The sequence below is a fragment of the Vibrio sp. R12-SG2-ISO1 genome (assembly GCF_059834045.1).
In genome coordinates this window covers 174,777-190,907 of sequence record NZ_JCBDGO010000021.1, presented here as the reverse complement: position 1 = coordinate 190,907, position 16,131 = coordinate 174,777, and the positions used below count along the sequence as shown (strand labels likewise).

21 protein-coding genes and 1 pseudogene are annotated in these 16,131 nt (G+C 45.7%); 7 read left to right on the top strand and 15 right to left on the bottom strand.

The genetic code is table 11. The features are described from left to right. The first annotated feature begins 60 nt into the window (after positions 1 to 60). The 4 genes from AC6R10_RS15710 (at position 61) to AC6R10_RS15695 (ending at position 1,878) form a co-directional block, all read left to right on the top strand. Positions 61 to 213 carry a YoaH family protein gene (locus tag AC6R10_RS15710; RefSeq protein WP_500631284.1) on the top strand — a complete coding sequence of 51 codons (153 nt, stop codon included), beginning with the start codon at positions 61 to 63 and terminating at the stop codon, positions 211 to 213. 496 nt (positions 214 to 709) lie between these two features. Then, positions 710 to 994, top strand: a complete 285-nt coding sequence (locus AC6R10_RS15705; RefSeq protein ID WP_500672938.1) for a DUF3693 domain-containing protein — start codon at positions 710 to 712, stop codon at positions 992 to 994. Next, on the top strand, positions 954 to 1,319 hold the full coding sequence (locus AC6R10_RS15700) for a regulator (RefSeq protein ID WP_500672816.1): 366 nt from the start codon (positions 954 to 956) through the stop codon (positions 1,317 to 1,319). The genes AC6R10_RS15705 and AC6R10_RS15700 overlap by 41 nt, the downstream gene beginning before the upstream one ends. 232 nt (positions 1,320 to 1,551) lie before the next feature. Next, complete coding sequence (locus AC6R10_RS15695; RefSeq protein ID WP_500672815.1) at positions 1,552 to 1,878, top strand: hypothetical protein; 327 nt, start codon at positions 1,552 to 1,554, stop codon at positions 1,876 to 1,878. A gap of 47 nt (positions 1,879 to 1,925) precedes the next feature. Here the strand turns inward: AC6R10_RS15695 and AC6R10_RS15690 are convergent, their stop codons facing one another. The 10 genes from AC6R10_RS15690 to AC6R10_RS15645 all read right to left on the bottom strand — a co-directional run bounded on the left by AC6R10_RS15690 (position 1,926) and on the right by AC6R10_RS15645 (position 12,034). Next, the gene (locus AC6R10_RS15690; protein ID WP_500672814.1) at positions 1,926 to 2,594 is read right to left on the bottom strand and encodes an RloB family protein; all 669 of its coding nucleotides are present in this window, start codon (positions 2,592 to 2,594) and stop codon (positions 1,926 to 1,928) included. Positions 2,595 to 2,596: 2 nt separating this feature from the next. After that, positions 2,597 to 3,970 (bottom strand): AAA family ATPase, encoded by a 1,374-nt coding sequence (locus tag AC6R10_RS15685; RefSeq protein WP_500672813.1) that lies wholly within the window; start codon positions 3,968 to 3,970, stop codon positions 2,597 to 2,599. Between the two features lie 116 nt (positions 3,971 to 4,086). Beyond that, positions 4,087 to 4,683, bottom strand: a complete 597-nt coding sequence (locus AC6R10_RS15680; RefSeq protein WP_500672812.1) for a DUF2726 domain-containing protein — start codon at positions 4,681 to 4,683, stop codon at positions 4,087 to 4,089. Between the two features lie 171 nt (positions 4,684 to 4,854). Further along, positions 4,855 to 6,060, bottom strand: a complete 1,206-nt coding sequence (locus tag AC6R10_RS15675; RefSeq protein ID WP_500672811.1) for a secretin GspD/PilQ domain-containing protein — start codon at positions 6,058 to 6,060, stop codon at positions 4,855 to 4,857. Continuing rightward, positions 6,041 to 7,108: a zonular occludens toxin domain-containing protein gene (locus AC6R10_RS15670; RefSeq protein ID WP_500672810.1), complete on the bottom strand. Its 1,068-nt coding sequence runs from the start codon at positions 7,106 to 7,108 to the stop codon at positions 6,041 to 6,043. The genes AC6R10_RS15675 and AC6R10_RS15670 overlap by 20 nt, the downstream gene beginning before the upstream one ends. Next, positions 7,108 to 7,473: a DUF5455 family protein gene (locus tag AC6R10_RS15665; RefSeq protein ID WP_500672809.1), complete on the bottom strand. Its 366-nt coding sequence runs from the start codon at positions 7,471 to 7,473 to the stop codon at positions 7,108 to 7,110. Before AC6R10_RS15665 ends, AC6R10_RS15670 begins: the two co-directional genes overlap by 1 nt. 1 nt (position 7,474) lies before the next feature. Continuing rightward, complete coding sequence (locus tag AC6R10_RS15660) at positions 7,475 to 9,067, bottom strand: leucine-rich repeat domain-containing protein (RefSeq protein WP_500672808.1); 1,593 nt, start codon at positions 9,065 to 9,067, stop codon at positions 7,475 to 7,477. Between the two features lie 63 nt (positions 9,068 to 9,130). Continuing rightward, a complete protein-coding gene (locus tag AC6R10_RS15655) occupies positions 9,131 to 9,349 on the bottom strand; it encodes a major coat protein (RefSeq protein ID WP_500631068.1) in 219 nt (72 codons plus the stop codon). Positions 9,350 to 9,620: 271 nt separating this feature from the next. Then, complete coding sequence (locus AC6R10_RS15650) at positions 9,621 to 9,926, bottom strand: chemotaxis protein (RefSeq protein WP_500631069.1); 306 nt, start codon at positions 9,924 to 9,926, stop codon at positions 9,621 to 9,623. Between the two features lie 53 nt (positions 9,927 to 9,979). Then, positions 9,980 to 12,034 carry a replication endonuclease gene (locus AC6R10_RS15645; protein WP_500672807.1) on the bottom strand — a complete coding sequence of 685 codons (2,055 nt, stop codon included), beginning with the start codon at positions 12,032 to 12,034 and terminating at the stop codon, positions 9,980 to 9,982. Between the two features lie 203 nt (positions 12,035 to 12,237). On the opposite strand from AC6R10_RS15645, the gene AC6R10_RS15640 reads away from it, so the two are divergent. After that, positions 12,238 to 12,606, top strand: a complete 369-nt coding sequence (locus AC6R10_RS15640) for a DUF3693 domain-containing protein (protein WP_500672806.1) — start codon at positions 12,238 to 12,240, stop codon at positions 12,604 to 12,606. A gap of 147 nt (positions 12,607 to 12,753) precedes the next feature. On the opposite strand, the gene yciH is transcribed toward AC6R10_RS15640, so the two are convergent. Further along, complete coding sequence (gene yciH, locus AC6R10_RS15635; protein ID WP_500634000.1) at positions 12,754 to 13,065, bottom strand: stress response translation initiation inhibitor YciH; 312 nt, start codon at positions 13,063 to 13,065, stop codon at positions 12,754 to 12,756. A 1-nt stretch (position 13,066) separates the two neighbouring features. Beyond that, on the bottom strand, positions 13,067 to 13,441 hold the full coding sequence (locus AC6R10_RS15630) for a DUF3319 domain-containing protein (RefSeq protein WP_487901497.1): 375 nt from the start codon (positions 13,439 to 13,441) through the stop codon (positions 13,067 to 13,069). Between the two features lie 135 nt (positions 13,442 to 13,576). Between AC6R10_RS15630 and AC6R10_RS15625 the strand changes: the two genes are divergently transcribed. Beyond that, positions 13,577 to 13,891 (top strand): hypothetical protein, encoded by a 315-nt coding sequence (locus tag AC6R10_RS15625; protein ID WP_500672805.1) that lies wholly within the window; start codon positions 13,577 to 13,579, stop codon positions 13,889 to 13,891. Positions 13,892 to 13,956: 65 nt separating this feature from the next. On the opposite strand, the gene AC6R10_RS15620 is transcribed toward AC6R10_RS15625, so the two are convergent. The 3 genes from AC6R10_RS15620 to AC6R10_RS15610 all read right to left on the bottom strand — a co-directional run bounded on the left by AC6R10_RS15620 (position 13,957) and on the right by AC6R10_RS15610 (position 15,808). After that, a protein-coding gene (locus AC6R10_RS15620; protein ID WP_500629939.1) for an IS5 family transposase occupies positions 13,957 to 14,720 on the bottom strand; the annotation gives its coding sequence in 2 pieces (ribosomal slippage) (positions 13,957 to 14,412 and positions 14,415 to 14,720; 762 coding nt in all). A 78-nt stretch (positions 14,721 to 14,798) separates the two neighbouring features. Beyond that, positions 14,799 to 15,032: a helix-turn-helix domain-containing protein gene (locus tag AC6R10_RS15615; protein ID WP_500630005.1), complete on the bottom strand. Its 234-nt coding sequence runs from the start codon at positions 15,030 to 15,032 to the stop codon at positions 14,799 to 14,801. A 140-nt stretch (positions 15,033 to 15,172) separates the two neighbouring features. After that, positions 15,173 to 15,808 carry a recombinase family protein gene (locus tag AC6R10_RS15610; protein WP_500629647.1) on the bottom strand — a complete coding sequence of 212 codons (636 nt, stop codon included), beginning with the start codon at positions 15,806 to 15,808 and terminating at the stop codon, positions 15,173 to 15,175. 120 nt (positions 15,809 to 15,928) lie between these two features. Here AC6R10_RS15610 and AC6R10_RS15605 point away from each other — a divergent pair. After that, a pseudogene (locus AC6R10_RS15605) lies at positions 15,929 to 16,111 on the top strand (hypothetical protein); the annotation flags it as partial. Positions 16,112 to 16,131 lie beyond the last annotated feature (20 nt).

Here is a 16,131-nt window from a genome sequence, read left to right as displayed (position 1 = left end):
GCGCTAGCCACCTCGAATAATTCGTACTATAGTCGGGCTCCTATAAAAGGAGCCTTTTTTATGTTTGATGATTTACCACCGCTGACACACGAAGAGCAGCAAAAAGCCGTAGAGCGGATTCAAGAGCTAATGGCAAGCGGGATGAGTACCGCGCAGGCGATAAAAGTCGTTGCCGATGACATACGCAAAGCCGCAGCAGAAAACAAACAATAACCCACCTAGAGAGAGCCAATGGCTCTCTTTTTTTTGCCTAAAACAAAGCGGTTACAAATCCTGAAAGTCTTGTCGAAAGTGATAACATTTAGATTAAGTGCATTAATTACAATGACTTATGATGGGTTATTATTCTGCTGCTAGCCCATTTTTGTTTCTTGGTGTAATTTAATTACACAACTGAAAGTCGGTCAGTGTAAGCGCTCACTATTGCCAGTTAATCATGCTTCTGGGTGATGCCGTCACTGATGCGGACTTTGACCAACGATGTCGCCTTGTCATTTACAGTCACCCATAAATTGGACGGATGGTTTGTATACAAGACTGTAGTTACGCGGTCACGTAAACTGAATCTAATTAATGTAATTAAGATAACGAGAGTTAAACGTGGATGATTTTGTAAGGACTACAATGTCCGACTAGAGGTGTTTTGGTTAGCGCCGTTTTTAAGTCGCGCACAGTATCGCCAACAGAGAAAGTTTGTGCGGACAAAGAAATGGTGTTGGTTTACTTGGCGGCCGATAAAGCCAAGTCGCACGAAGCGCAAACGCTGTGGAGCCAGATCGCAAAAAAGTATAACGGGCTAGGAATTACAAGCGTATCAGGTGCTTATGCGGTGTTTAGCCTTAGCTCAGATGGCCTATTTCAACGTGTCAATGGGTGCGTATTATCTGCTCTTATGGTAAATGTTGTTTCATATCAACATTTTGCACAAACTCCTAGTTTTAGGAGTTCAACTAATGAAGTATCGCGAAATGACAAAGAATTATATTTTTCGTGAATTAGAGTGCGGTCTTTCGGTACAAGAAACGTCAGAACTTTGTTTTAAAAGTGTGAGAACGGTCAAAGAATGGGACAAGGGGAAAGAGATACCCAAAGAGTGCGTAAGACTGATGAGGTGGTGCCGTGGCCGCGAACTCTCGAAGCACAATGATTGGCAAGATTTCAGGATGTGCAACGAATTCATGTTGCTACCAACTGGCAGAAGTGTAACAGCACAACAAGTATTGGCGGGTATTGCGCTTCTGGAAATTCAGTCTGAGCTAGAAATAAAGACCACAGCAAAGCTATTGAAGTATGCAAGGGCTATAGCTCGATTAAAGTAATAGCTGTCAGCACAACGTAGCTAAGAGCTTGTTCACTATTCAGAAGCGGAATGAAATATATGAGATAAAGCGCTTTTGGCAAACTTTATGAACTATGTGTTTTGGTGCATAATTAGTGGCAGAGTAACTTGGTTTCGGGTTTGTTCGATGGTAGGTGTTTTTCGGATACTCGGCAAAGAGCAATCTAACAAGCACAGAGTACATAATATAAAGCATAGGTAAATGTAGTTATATGAAAGTCACAGTGATCGTCTTATTTGTGTTAACGACATTATTTTTGGTTCTAGGTTATCAAGGTTTCTTTATGCCTGAATACGAGGTTCGCCCAAGTTGGTTTCAACGAAGTGGTACAGCATCATTAATATTTGTTGTGCTCGCTGATGCTATCTTAGCATCAAATGCATTGACATACTTCCCTGGAAAATCAACCGTAGTAGTGGGGGGAGCAAGCTCAAATCAAAAGTTTGTATTTAGTATTCTTTTGTGCACAGCCGCTACCTTAACCGCTATTTGTTCTGTGATTAGCGGATATGGTGATATTCTTTGGAAAATAATATAGAAAATTTGAGCTGATTATAAATCGTAAAGCGCTTGGGTATTTTGTCGTCATCCGCCTTTTAAGTTCTGTAGATACTCAACTAGTTCATGTACAAGGGTGGTTGGGTTGTCGGTATGGTTATTACTTGCGTTCTTGTTTGCTCTAATTGCATTCTGCTTTGCGAACTCTAGTTGGTCTAGTAGTTGCTTGAAAATAGTATCATTACCTTTGGAGTAATTAGGAATAAATACCTTCAAATCTTTTATTACTTGATCTGCAATACTAGATTTTCCGCTCGCATGATACGGCTTAGTAGAAAAGTTAAAATGTAATAGTAGCCAGTATTCAAAGCATGGTACTGAAGTTATAGCTATAAACTTTGAGTTAGATTGATAATTATCAATATCAACAAGAGTTTGTGCATAGCTCTCGTGAGAGTCTTTGTCGAAGACACAGTAAACGCGATCATAAGCATCGCCACGTCTCTCTTCTATTTGTGCTAGGTCTTTTGCTCTCTTGAAAACACTCTTGGGGCTTGAACCACACTTACCGTCGACAGCCACATTTGCTGAATTTAGTTTATAGTGATTTACCTGTTCATTAAAATAATTAGGCTCAGTTTTCTCACCTTCACAGACAATTAGAACCTTATCATAAGATGAGCGCTTTGATTTCCTGCGAGAAAGTTCTCTTTCTGCTTTTGCTTTTCGTTTATGGTGTAAATCATCTGATCCCATACTTACTTTAGCCCCTTTGTAAGTGCTCTAACAAATGGTAACGCACCATAGCGGCCAGAGAGATATCCAAGTTCAAGGTTCTCTGTTTCCTTTCTTGGGCTAAAATCTGTTAAAGGGTAGAGAGTGGTTTCTTGGTTATCGTTTTTTTCACAAAACCAGATTTGATCTCGGCGAAATACATCTTGATTTAAAATTGATGTTTCATGTGTAGTAAAGATTAACTGGGCATTTTTAGGGTTAGTTTCTTTATTGTGAAACAAGGAGACTAAATATTTAACCATCTTGGGGTGAAGGTTATCGTGTAGTTCATCGACAACTAGAATGTAACCATTTTTCAAAATATCCAACCAAGGGCCGACGAAAGAGAAAAATTTCTGTGTACCGTCTGATTCATCTAAGAAATCAAGCGGTACAAGCTTTCCTGCTTTCGTTTTATGGATAGTTTTAATTTCGATAACCTCTTTATCCTTCATTTCCCTAACTAAAGTTTCTTTTAGTTCGTCAGGAAAGTCATCAGGTAACGAATTAGGATCGAACTTTTCCTTTTCAATATTAATGTCATGAATATTGAAATCGGCAGCTTGAAGAAAATCTAAAATTTGTGCTTTTGACTTTTCATCTTCACATTGAGAAGCCGTATAGCTTGGCCCCCATCCACTAACATTGGTTGGTCTTAGCTTTTCTTTAAACCAGTTAAAAGCGGGCTTTAACTGATCACTGTTTAACTGAACTGCAGTCGATAGGAAAAGAGCGTTCGATCTAGTCGCGTTTTGCCAGACACTTTTTGAACCCAATAGATTATCGCTAAATTTATAATCGTACACAGTGTTTTCTTCATCGAACACACGAGAAAACCATCTCTGCGGCCGTCCTTTGGGGTAAGCAATTAGCCATTCTTCAAAAATTTGGTGTTTAGTAGCTGTAAATCCGTACTGGTACTTAATACCTTCATTTACAAATACTGCTTCAAACTCACTAGGAGCTTTAGCTGATTTATCATCAAATAAAAATGGGTCAATTGGTAGCTTGTCACCTTCTTGGAACTTAGACGCTGAGTTTCTTACGATTACCTCCATGTCCACTAATGCTTTGATTAAATTTGACTTTCCGGCAGCGTTTGCGCCGTATACAACAGCAGAATGTAATAACGGAGCTACAGAAGGCGCTTCAGGATCGAAAGAGTTCGTATCTTCGAGTTCATCGCCTTTATCTTTGACCATGCTAAGCAGTTGTTCATCTTTGATCGAACGATAATTCTTAACAGTAAACTCAATGAGCATAATAATATTGCCTTGAAATGTATTGCATGCCGTCATTCTAGCACTGTCAATAGGAAAGTCACCGTTGCAAGGCCGTTTTTTTTTATGTTCTTGCATAAAATTGTCAAAAACTCAGGTCTAATCGGCTTAACGACTGTGATGCTAAACTATTCGCGTAAACGTATAAGAATGGTGGAATTTACCCCCGTAATACCAGTCGGGGGCATACACCATTATGACGTTGTAGCTATTTGGTGGGTTGCGCGCTCGTGACTCAACTCCTCAATGTTTGCAATCAAACTTTGTATGTCGGAAGAACAATACGCTCTGCTGCTTTGAACCCTCAAGAGTGGGTGATGCCCATCCAACGCTTGATTGACGTAATAGTCACGCTTTTGGCGGTCATGCCGAGCGTGGCTACTGTCATCAAGCTCAATGACTGCAACGACTCTGGTGTCCATGTCAGTGATTACGAAATCCATTCTTTTGGCCCACGTCCGAGAGTTGTTTTTGCGCTGCACAGGTTGAACTAATGCCATCAATGCCGTCTGACAATGAACCGTGTAGCCGTTTGGTAAAGCATCAAGTAAAGCTGCGTGGAACTTTCTCTCATTGGGTGTCGTCAGGTACTCAGACTTTTTATGAGGCACACAGGCTGGCAACTGCTCTTTCTTCGGATGTGTTGGTACAGGAGCTGTATTAGCTTGACTAAAGCCCGGTGGTTTACGTTGACCGGGCGTTACTTTCAGCTTTTTTGACTTTGCTTTTGGCGTCGAAAACTTACTGTAAATGTAGAAACCACAGATCCCGATGATTATCAGTTCAATCACAATGCGTACCCCGTACGTACCAAGAAAACTTATGTATAGCAGAAATATAAAACAAGATGCTTATTTTTTTCTTGCAAATGAGATCACTGGCCTAACTGACGCGCTATCGCTTGTCGGGTTCAGACGCGATCTACATAGCAAAGCTATATAGCATCTTGTCTGAATCTGGACTTAAAGAACGGTGGTTTTGATGATGATGCGCAGCTCTTTATCGACTTTCTCATTGCGCTCGGAGCGGAACAGATTCCCCAGAACGGGGATGTCCATCAGGACGGGAACACCGGATACGCGCTTGCGGTCGTCGGAAGAGATCAACCCGCCTAGCATGATGGTTTGCCCGTCCTTGATGTTCACCACCGTTTGAAGCGTGCGCTTGTTGGTGATGATGTCGGCCGCAATGGTGGAGTTCGTGACCGATGACGATTCCTGACTGATTTGCAGGATAACACCACCCTCAACAACGTGCGGAGTCACTTCCAACGAGACACCGACATCTTGACGCTCGATTTGCTGAATCGTGTTGCCGCCGTCGGTCACTTCACTGGCTACAAGGAAAGGCACATTCTGACCTACCGTCACATAGCCGCGCTCGCGGTCCATAACAAGAATCGTTGGCCGTGACAGCAACTGCGTGTTTTCGTTTGTCTTGACCGCTTTCACGAATGCCTCAAAGTCGCCGCCGCTGTAAATGAGCGCGTTATCCGTCGATAAGTCAAAAATCGAGGTGTTGGTGATAAACCCGGCTTTATCTAATGCCAGTTTCATGTTTACGCCAACTTCTTGAGAGTCATCAAACGAGGTTTCAGTAATGGCCGCTTCAATAAAGACTTGGCGCTGAGGTCGGTCGATGCCAGCAATCAGAGCGTCAATGCTAGCAAGTTGGTCTTGCGTGCCTGTCACAAGCAAAGCGTTAGTCGTCGGCAACACTTCCACGGTGAAGTTGCTCGCAGGGGCGTTGTTGACGTGTTGCTTGGCGGTCGCCGCGAGGGTTGATTGAAGTAGGGCGCTGACTTTCGAGTTTCGCACATGAGTGAGTCGAAACAGTTTGACCAATGACGGCTCGATGTTGGTGATGGCATCGCTCGTAGGCTTAACGACATATAAGCCCTTTTCGTACTGTATCCAATAGCCGTGCGCACTCAGGACGTTGTTAAAAAACGAAGCGTATTCGCTCGGGTCAAGGTTAGGCGCGGTAAAACTCACCGTACCGACAACACCTGGACCTAACACAATCGGCTGATTGAGCTCTCGCGCGCCCCAAGAGACAAAGTCTTCAATTGGCGTGTTGGACGTTTCAAAGGTACTCGGCTCTGCGTGGAGCGCGGGCGTGATGGCCAATAGGCCAATGAGCATGAAATTAGCAAAACACTTGTTCATGGCGATCACCTTGAATGATGCGAATTTGACAACGGCTATCGGCTTCAAAGGTGTAACCCAATGAGGCGAGTTCAACGCTGTTGAAGCGTTTGCCGTTCTTATCAATCTCGAAGTAAAGCGGCGCATTGGGCGCACGCATGAAGCTGACGATTTTCGCCCCGGACACATCAATGTGAGTGGCGACGGTGTCAGGTGCAGTCGCGACGGTTTGAGCGGCGGGGCTTGGGGTTGGCGTCACCAGTTGCGTGAGGACAAAGCTCACAATCACGCCAAGGGTAAACATCGTCAGGCGTGAATACTGACGGCAGTAAATCTTTGTAATGCGCATAAGGTTTCTCGGTGTAAAAGGGACAGTGTAACGTCCGTGGGTATACCAAGACGGCAACACGCTGTAGGTACTGTGTTCGTAATGGTCAGAAAACGCTTGTTTGGTGTCGTAACTGGCGTACAAGTCGGTGCCCCAAAGGTGCCACTTGTCCACGGTTAACGATTGGGCGTTGTCGCCGTACTTCACAATGCCAATGTGCAGCTTGGGAAGCCTCAAGCGCAGTTGACCGAGCGTGATAACACGAATTAGCGTGGAGATAATCGGTATTTGCATCCGGTCTAAACGGCGACAAAACACCGTATGTTCAGCCAATGCGAGCCGCGCTTGCTTATCGACTATCGAAATGTCTTGGACAATGAAGATGATGTCCCAACCGAGTTTACGCGCATGCAAAAACCAGTTGATGACGTCTTGGCGGCTCTTATCGTTCCATGTGCGCGAGTTAAACCACGTGCCGCATTCATCTAAGACAAGCAGCCCGTTTTTACTTTCATCGTAAGACGCATTGCCTTTACCGAGCGCTTGTAAATCCGCCAATGACGGCTTATCCGGTACCCGATACAGGCGAGTATTGCGTTTATTGCGACCTAGCATGGCGGCCAAGTTGATGTTGAGGTTGGTGGCGACAGGCACACCACGCTCAAAGGCTTCACGTATGCGGCCCACCGAGGTCAAGGATTTCCCCGCGCCAAGCTTACCTGTGACAAAGTAAACCGCCATTAGCTCGACACTTTAGTGATGGCGTAGAACTGCCACGCCCAAAGCCAACGGAGCACGCGCGCAGACAGAACGCAGCTCATACAAGGAATCGCGTTACTTGGAATAAAGTACGCAAAGGCCTGATTAAGATAAGGGGGCGTGATGTATGAAATACCCATCACAGTAAAATACATGGTGGTCGCAATAGAGCCAGCAAGCCCGATTAACAGCGTCAAAATGGTCAGGTTGATGGCCAAAGAGCGGGTCATGCGAACCGCGAACCAACCCAAAATGTTTGAGGCAATCTGACCTAAAAAGATGGCCAGAGACGGAATTTTAAGCGCATTACCGAGCGTACCGAGAATGGGGAGCAGTGGAAGTGCCATATTAAATACCTCGCGAGCGATGCGGAACCGTACCGGGAGCCGGGGTCACGCCATTGAGCAGGATGTCAACCAACGACCAAACCGTGTAGAGATAAATCAAGAATGACGCGACGATTTTGAACTGAACGGAGAACTCACAACCGAAATCGACCACGCCAAACGGCGAGGGCATGGTGAACGATGTGCACTCTTTAATGGAGTAGGGAAACAACCATTCCAAACGGCGCACGACATTTTTCACAGGTTGCAGCGCGTCGTTGAAGTAGTAATCGTTGGTGTACTCATTTGCGTTGTACATCATGTCGGCTTCAATGGCGTCGAACTGCTCTGCGACGGACGAGTTGACCTCGTTGTGTATACGTGTGGCCAAGTCCGTGTCTAGGCCGTTGACCCCTTCACAGTTCAACGGATCATCATTCGGGTTACACACGCCATCGGTCAGTGAAACGGCATCGAGTTTATCGACAATCCGATCGCCTAAATTCTCTAAGTTGTCGGTCATGGTGTCGGTGGATGACGCCAATTGATTACTGAGTGCAGACGTTTGGCCATGCAAGTTACTGACGACGGCATCGGCGCCCTCGGCAATCGTGTTGGTTTGGTGGAGCATCAAATCTTTAGTGTTGAGGTAGATTTGATAGTCCTGATTGAGTTGGTCAACGGCGGTTTGGCCAATGGCATCATTAGACAATACCAAGTCGGCCAGTGTGTCATTCACTTGGGTAAAGCCGTCGTTGAGGTCAGTGCTCAGTGCTTCAAAGCCAAGGTTGCTGTCCCGGTTTAAATTGGTGATGGCTTCGAGAACGGCGGTGTCGGTGGTGTCCGTTGGCGTGACTTCATCGGGTTCAGGTTTGCTAAAACTTGGCGCGGAAGGGTCAGAGGGTGTCGCCGTGTCGCGGTCAAAGTCTTGGTTTGGCGTATCAATCGGATTGGTCGGGTCAATGGCGCCTAAGCAAGCGGGATAGGTCGCCACACCGGGTGAGCAGGTGCCCGGCGGTGTGCCGCCAAAGAATTCTGAATCGCTCGTTGAAATGGCGCCCGTAAACACAAAGTCACTGGTACAGGAATCGGCGGGGGTAATACCAAAATCGCCCACCGTACAGACCGTACTATTGATACGGCGCAGCTCGCAATACTGAGTTTCGGCGCTGCCATAACGTGACCCTGTGACGTCCATGCCGTAGATATACGGCTCCCAACTGCGATTCATCACGCGGCCATCATCAGCGAAGAACTGGCAAGTGTTTTTACAAGTGCCGTCGGGATTTTCACCAAGGTCGCACGACTCACGTCGGACGTTCATATACCAAGAGCTTGTTTCAAACTCACCGGAACAACCCGAACCCCAATAGCGATTGCCGATGAATTGGATGTAACCGAGTTCGCTGTAATCGTGCCATAGGCTTTGATAGCGGAAAGAGTAATTGGTGTAATGGTCAGACATTTGAAAACAGCCAAGTTCCTCGGTGAGATTGAAGTCATCAACAATGCGCGGAGGAATGACACCCGTTAACTTCCATTGATTGGCTGAGTGAGCACTAAACGAAACACCAATAAAAACGAGTAGTGCGAAGATGCTTGGTTTAATGTTCATGATGCCATGTCCGTTTGCACGAGGGGAAAATGTCGGGGCCTTGAACACCCGACGACCAAGCGATTAGGTCGCTTTGTTGGCGCCTTTTTTGAACAGCTTGATGCCCACAAAGCCCACCGTGACGACCGTCACGATGCCCCAAACGGCGACAAGAATATCGTCCACAAAGAGGGCGATAGAATCGATAGCACCTTGCGCGTCAGCAGGTAACGCAGCAGAAGCGACGCCAGCGGTCATTGCGAGCGCAAGGCCGACAGCGATTTTAGATTTCAGTGTTTTCATGGTTATTCTCCTTTAACCTAACCATTAATTTGACGTTGAAATTTCAACTGAACGCTTGAAAATCAACAGTTGTTTTCCGACCACAAGGCCAGAGATAAAGGCAGTCCCAAAGGCGCCTAGCATGAACTCAATAGACAGCATTTATCTTTGACCTCCGATAAACCAACCGATACCCATGAGCACCAGACACAAGGCGATGAACAACATCAGTTGCAGGTTGTCTAGCCTGGCCATTAACTCGATGAATTGGGTATCGGTCATGGTGATTCACTTATTTGGTTTGGGGCAGGGCGTAGAGATGGAACCCGTCCATCGATACGTGTTTGCCGTCGTTATCCGCAAAGCTGAATTTCTTGTACTCAATGTCAAACGACGAGCGATTGCCGACGAGTGTTTTGAGCAGTTCACCGGCTTTTCCGTTCTGCCACAGCTCCGGGGAGATGCGCACCTCAATGGTGTTGGTCGGATTGGTGGTGATGAGATTCAACTTGCCAAATGTCTGATGTTCGCCATCGCGGCCAATGCGCGTTTCTTGGCGAATGTCGGACGGGTCTAAAATCAGTCCTTCGGTTTTCATGGCTTGTCCTCTTTGATTGATGGTTTCGTTTGGGGTAAAAATTTAAGCGACAGTTAGTGACACAAGTCCAAGCCGCCCTGATGGCTGTCCCAGTCGGGCTGCGCCCAACTAGGACAACCATCGGGCGGGGAGTCGTATTGGGTGTATATCTCGCCGTCAAATAGGATGGCCGCTTCAATCGACGGCATATCAAAATAAAAGGCCGCTTGCTCTTGGATGCGTTCGTACTCTTCCAGCTTCATGGCTAAGTATTCTTGCTGCGCTTCGAGTGAATCGAACACAAGCGTGGTGCCTTGCATCATGGTGCGAATACCACGCACGAACTGTTTCTTATTGGCAAACTTCCAATCTTTGAAACGGGTTTGAATGAGTTTGCCTTTGAACATGACGCCAGCAATGGCCGCGCTCATTTCGTCGCCATAGCGGGTTTGACGAAACAGGCCCTCAACATTGACTTTCTTGACGTAGGCCGCTTTGACTTCTTGATCATGGCGTCGGACAAACACGCCGCCCATCGCCATGACAAAGCGCTTAAAGTCGCCGTCATCCGCCGCTTTTCGTATCGTCTCTAGGACAAAATGCTCATCCTTAGAAAGGGTGTTTCCTGCTATCACAGCATCGTCCTCTTTGAATTCTTCTCGAAAGCGGCGCATTTCACGCCACACCGTGACCGATGGGCCACCGTAAAATTGAAACTGGCGTATCCCTTGAATGCGGTTAAACGACACCACCGCGGATGAGGTGGATTTGCCATCAAGTTGCGTGTCTTTGTCGGTGTCGATGTTGGCGCCGTCAATGTTCTTAGAGAGGTACTTGGCAACGTAACCAACCGCAGAGCCGCGCTTCCAGTCAATTTGTTCACACTTAAAGCGGTATTTTTTCGCGCCGGGCTCTTTGGGTGAATCGGCCATGGCGTGATGACGCAATAGCTTGGTCACAGTGTCTTTGTGCTCGGGGCTGATGAAAAAGAGCATGTGATTGTGTGGCGTTCCGTCGTGGTGTGGCTCGACAATACGCAGCCCATAAATTTTGATGTCGAGTTTATCGAGGTCTTTGCGAAACGCGTTGGTGACGCCAAGCAAGTGCTGATGGGCATCAAGGGCCGACGGCTTCCCAGCTTTACTCCATGCCGGGTTGATATCATCGCCTTTGTAGACATGAAAGCGACTAGGGGCCGTGACCGTGTAGAACATCGCAAGGTGGCCCGACTCTTTGGCAATATCTTCGAATGCGCGAAGACGCACAAACATTTCAGCGCGGCGAATCATCGGGTTGGATGTGGACTTGGACGCGAGTTCTTGGAGCGTGAACCACGTTTGCGGATCGTCTTCGAGATAACACACGGTATTGATCAGCGCTTGTTCGGTGTCGGATTTGCGCGTTTTCATCACATCGACACTGTATTGTGAGCAATAGGCGTCTTGAGTTTTGTGCACCAAGAGTAAGTCACGGGCGACCGACTCGACTTGACTAAAGTAGCGGCGACGGAGTTGACGACGCAGCCACTTGTCACAACAAGCGCGTTTGACCAAGGCATCGAGTTCACCACGTTTGGTTTTTTGTTTGATAAGCTCAGGGCGAAACGCCAAACCGAGTGTGTCCAGTAAGTATTCGGCGTGCTCAAAACGTGCGTTCACGTCTTTGATGGCGACGAGTTGTTTCGCAAACGCGCGTGCTTTGGCTTTGGCCAGCTCGATAATCTCTTCGTCGGTGCGACTGAAACGGATGCCGTTCTCACGTAAGCGTTGGTCAGCGTCTTCGAGCATAGACAAGGCGGTGACGTAGTTCTTACGCTCAAGAATGTTGGTGAATGCGCGCATCATGTGCGGCGCAAAATCGCCGTGACGTCGGGTGAGTTTAAGCAGTTGTTCGCATGGGTGTGCGCGATTGGGCTTGATGAATTCGGATAAGTCGTGCGAATAAATTTGAGCGGCGAGGGCGCGGCGACGCACAGAGCGGTAAGAGACGTTCGGGTTGGTGTGGTCCGTGTACGAGTCGAGATGATCAAAGAGATAGTCGCGCTCGTAATCGGTACGCATAGGATCGGAAACCGGAATGAAATCCAGTGTTTCGAATTGTCCTTGTGATGTTTCTACAGTGCGTAACACAATCAGCCACCTTGAACGAGATTGGATTGGCTCGGCGGTTCTAATCGAATGTTTCAAGGACAAGCGACCCCGAACCACCAAGCCAAATTATTAAATCCACTAATTTGTGGACATTAAAGACACATTTCCGTGGACTGTAAAGACACAGATTAGTGGACAAATACGCTAGACTGAGACTTATCAATAAGATTTGGGGAATCACTATGTACACAAATCAGCTGTTAGATCAGTACAAAGAGGTGAAGAATTATGTGCAAGACAAGCAGATTGCGCATGATTTGGGAATTAGCCGCCAGAAAATCTCAGCGATTCGAAGTGGAGAACGCTATCTTACTGAAATTGAAGCGTTATTCTTAGCGGATCAAATTGGCGCGGACAAAGAAATGGTGTTGGTTTACTTGGCGGCCGATAAAGCCAAGTCGCACGAAGCGCAAACCCTATGGAGCCAGATCGCAAAAAAGTATAACGGGCTAGGAATTACAAGCGTATCAGGTGCTTATGTGGTGTTTGCAGTTCAAACTGATGGCCTATTTCAACGTGTTAATGAGTGCGTATTATCTATCTTATGTTAAATGTAGTTGTTCAAATATAGGGAGACACGCTCCCTATTCGATCTTTACGGTTAAATACAGCATTGATTAAACATAACTGAATTTACCATAAAATATCTAATAATCAGTTTGTTAATCTGCGATTACCAAACCGCTTATTACTTAGCATTAACCGCCAGCGAGCTTTACCGTGAAGCCTTTCTTTTCTAGATGGGCTTTGATTTTATCTCGCGCGTCGCCTTGGATCTCAATGTTGCCATCTTTAACTGAACCGCCGCAGCCACACACTTTCTTAAGTTCTGCTGCGAGGAGTTTCAATGGTGCGTCATCCAAATCAAGGCCAGTGACAATACTCACGCCTTTGCCTTTGCGGCCTTTGGTTTGACGTTGAATACGCACAATACCGTCGCCTTTTGGGCGTTGTACTTTCTCTTCTTCTGGCTTAATTCGGCCAACTTCTGTTGAATACACTAAAGACATATTATTTCTTCTGTTGCTCTGCTTTTTGTTTCGCGACCAAGTATGCCTCTATGTGCTTCTGAATGGCAAGTTTTCCGCCCTTAAGTAACCTGCCATTGAAAAAACAATACCAAGCGTTGGGTTCGCCTGTATCATTCTTTAGGGTGAAACCATTAAAATTTTCTTGTGCGGGCTGGCCTGAACCTTCACGTTTCGAGTTGATGGAACTGAACTCGCGGGGATCGATAATGGTCGCAGTATCACAAAACCAATCAATGCTCTTCTTCACCGCCGCCATACTGCCTTGCAGTTGGTGGTTTTTGATTTGAACTTGCCAAATCTCTGTAGAGTTCCCGGCAGTTTTAAGGTTAAAACCTCGATAAGTCGCTACTGGCATAGTATGTATTGTCTTAGTTATGAGTTAAATTAATGATAATTGTAATTCCTTGTTTATCAAGTATCTCGATATGAGTTTGTGCGTTTTTATAGTGAATCCATGAGAAAAAATGTTCGAATAGTGACCGATAACAGCATGAGACAAACATTGACTCGTGCACTCAACAAACAGACGACAATTCAAGACCTTAACCTTGTTACCGATGGGCAATACTCGCACAATTCCGTCTTGGCGATGAGTAATGATTGGAATCGTTTCTACAACTTTTGTCTTAGTCACCATGTTGTCGCGCTGCCAGCCGCCTCGACAGCGGTACGGTTATTTCTGCAGTCGGAATCGAGAAACAGAAAGTACGCCTCCATTCGTCGTTACAGTGTCACCATAAGTTTGATGCACCGTATATTGGGGTATTGCGCCCATTTCTACGAAAAGTTCCATGACATTGGTTAAGTTACTGTATTTGTTGGTTTTTATTGCAAGCTAGGGCGTGTTGATCTTTGCTGTACATTTCGTATTCAGCAATACATCGGTAGCCACATTAACATGAATGCCAGAGATAACATGCTGACATAATTCCTTTCTAGCTTGTCATATATACTTGAAATAGCTCGATAATGCTTAATTCTCGCAAAGGCATTTTCAACCAGGTGACGATACTTGTATAGACACCAATCCATACTGCCTTTGTCTATATCTTGCCCGTAATTGCGTTTAGCAATTACCGTTTCTCCGCCATATTCCTTAACAAAAGTACGGAAAGGTTCGCTGTCATATCCTTTATCACAAACGATGGTATTAACTTCATCGAGTTGTTCAACTAAGCTTTTGGCATGCACTATATCGTGCCGTTGGCCTTCTGATAAATCAAAGCAAATCGGCAGGCCACCACTATCCACAGCTAAGTGAATTTTGGTTGAGTTGCCCCCGCGGCTTTTTCCTATTTGCTCTGAGCTTTCAGTAGCTGCACCTGTGTACTATGTTGATGCGCTCGAACTATAGAACCATCGACAAAGACCCATTCAAAATCAGCCATGCTAGATAAGCTTTTGAAAAGGTAATTTAAAACCCCTTTCCTTGACCAAAGATTAAATCGTCTGTAAACGGTACTCCACTCTCCGAACTCAGAGGGTAGATCTCGCCAAGGAATACCTGTTCTCATTCGATAAAGTATTCCTTCAAAGGTCATTCGATGCTCAGTTTTATCGTAAATGCGACCTGTACTTTTCATCACTTGAAGTAGCAGTTCCCATCGCATATCAGTTAGTATTGTTCTTGGCATGGTATCGATTATGGTTTTACTTTTGGCGAAGCAAATTATAACTCTTTACCATGCTGTTCAAAAATCACGCACGAAAGATCAACACGCCCTAACCAGTTCACGATTTTCTTTTCGTACTTTAGCGATCGTAGATCTACTACACCCGAGCAATGTCTGTATCTGTGACCAACTCTTTCCCTCTCCCAAAAGAAGAGAGATGTTAGATCTTAGTTGCTCATCGGGTTTACGTCCTTGATACCTCCCTAGAGCTTTCGCTTTTTCTATTCCCTGAGTTTGGCGCTTGCGGCGAGTCTCATAATCATCTCGAGCCATCGCTGCAGCTAAATCGATCATAAATTCAGTAAGTACTTTCGAGATCATGGAGCCGTCAGAATTATCATGGAGAACGGGATGAGTCATCGGTTGATTAAGGGGTCTGAAGCCCAATGGAACGAAAACGTACGCTAAGCTTCTTACCCCGCTGAGCGCTCACTTGCCAACTTCTTAGCAACCCGTATTACTGTACGACCTGAAACATTGGTAAGTTTGGCGGTATCACTGATACTCAGCTTGTTGACTACTCGTAGCTGATAGATTTTTTCGTGTAGTTCTGAATCGGCTTGCCGCCCTCTGTATTTCCCTTCCTCTTTGGCTTTCTTTATTCCTTCAGCCTGACGGCGGCGGCGATCTTGGTAATCTTTTCTCGCGATAGCAGCTAGCATATCCATCATCATGCTATTTATAGATTTGATCATCGATCCGGTAAATTCATCGGTGATTTGGGGAGAGAATGCGATATGACTGGTTGGCAAATCTAAGCTAATCACTTTGAGTTCTTTTTCGTGCAGCATTTCTTTTAATGTGAACCAACTTTTCTCATCCAGACGAGAAAGCCTGTCTATCTGTTCAATGATGATTGCATCGCCTTTCGCAGCATCATCAAGCAAACGAAGAAGTTCAGGTCTTTGCAGTGAAGCCCCTGATTCATTTTCTATGTACCATCCGGCTATGCGGAATCCTTTATCCTGTACAAACTTATGTAAGGTGCTCTGTGCTCGTTTCGCGTTTTGATCGCTAGTTGATGCTCTAAGATAGCCAAAGATGTACATAATCTGCCCTAAGTGACATTTAAGTTATGATCTTACGTGGTGTGCCATATAGGTTATGACAAATATATAAAAACTGCCACTTTTAATCTGTGATCATGGGGTATAATTATATGGCAGTGTCGAGTGAAACAATTGTTATGTGGGAAATTAAGCCTGAAAAACTACAACACTCAAGTTGGTGAGACTTACGCTATGATAAAAGCACTGAAAAATCTTACAGGGTTCGGTATGCCAGAAACTCAGTGTACGGTATCGGAATTGGTCAATTTCAGACGGTTTAGCTCCCTTGTCCGAGTTACGTAACAAAGTCTTGGGTACTATCT

Coding starts and splice junctions, on each gene's coding strand:
- AC6R10_RS15685 (WP_500672813.1), bottom strand. CDS start 3,970: ATGCAAGAACATAAAAAAAAACGGCCTTGCAACGGTGACTTTCCTATT.
- AC6R10_RS15665 (WP_500672809.1), bottom strand. CDS start 7,473: ATGGCACTTCCACTGCTCCCCATTCTCGGTACGCTCGGTAATGCGCTT.
- AC6R10_RS15650 (WP_500631069.1), bottom strand. CDS start 9,926: ATGAAAACCGAAGGACTGATTTTAGACCCGTCCGACATTCGCCAAGAA.
- AC6R10_RS15710 (WP_500631284.1), top strand. CDS start 61: ATGTTTGATGATTTACCACCGCTGACACACGAAGAGCAGCAAAAAGCC.
- AC6R10_RS15690 (WP_500672814.1), bottom strand. CDS start 2,594: ATGGGATCAGATGATTTACACCATAAACGAAAAGCAAAAGCAGAAAGA.
- AC6R10_RS15660 (WP_500672808.1), bottom strand. CDS start 9,067: ATGAACATTAAACCAAGCATCTTCGCACTACTCGTTTTTATTGGTGTT.
- AC6R10_RS15625 (WP_500672805.1), top strand. CDS start 13,577: ATGAGACAAACATTGACTCGTGCACTCAACAAACAGACGACAATTCAA.
- AC6R10_RS15655 (WP_500631068.1), bottom strand. CDS start 9,349: ATGAAAACACTGAAATCTAAAATCGCTGTCGGCCTTGCGCTCGCAATG.
- AC6R10_RS15640 (WP_500672806.1), top strand. CDS start 12,238: ATGTACACAAATCAGCTGTTAGATCAGTACAAAGAGGTGAAGAATTAT.
- AC6R10_RS15670 (WP_500672810.1), bottom strand. CDS start 7,108: ATGGCGGTTTACTTTGTCACAGGTAAGCTTGGCGCGGGGAAATCCTTG.
- AC6R10_RS15630 (WP_487901497.1), bottom strand. CDS start 13,441: ATGCCAGTAGCGACTTATCGAGGTTTTAACCTTAAAACTGCCGGGAAC.
- AC6R10_RS15695 (WP_500672815.1), top strand. CDS start 1,552: ATGAAAGTCACAGTGATCGTCTTATTTGTGTTAACGACATTATTTTTG.
- AC6R10_RS15705 (WP_500672938.1), top strand. CDS start 710: ATGGTGTTGGTTTACTTGGCGGCCGATAAAGCCAAGTCGCACGAAGCG.
- AC6R10_RS15700 (WP_500672816.1), top strand. CDS start 954: ATGAAGTATCGCGAAATGACAAAGAATTATATTTTTCGTGAATTAGAG.
- AC6R10_RS15675 (WP_500672811.1), bottom strand. CDS start 6,060: ATGAACAAGTGTTTTGCTAATTTCATGCTCATTGGCCTATTGGCCATC.
- AC6R10_RS15615 (WP_500630005.1), bottom strand. CDS start 15,032: ATGGCTCGAGATGATTATGAGACTCGCCGCAAGCGCCAAACTCAGGGA.
- yciH (WP_500634000.1), bottom strand. CDS start 13,065: ATGTCTTTAGTGTATTCAACAGAAGTTGGCCGAATTAAGCCAGAAGAA.
- AC6R10_RS15610 (WP_500629647.1), bottom strand. CDS start 15,808: ATGTACATCTTTGGCTATCTTAGAGCATCAACTAGCGATCAAAACGCG.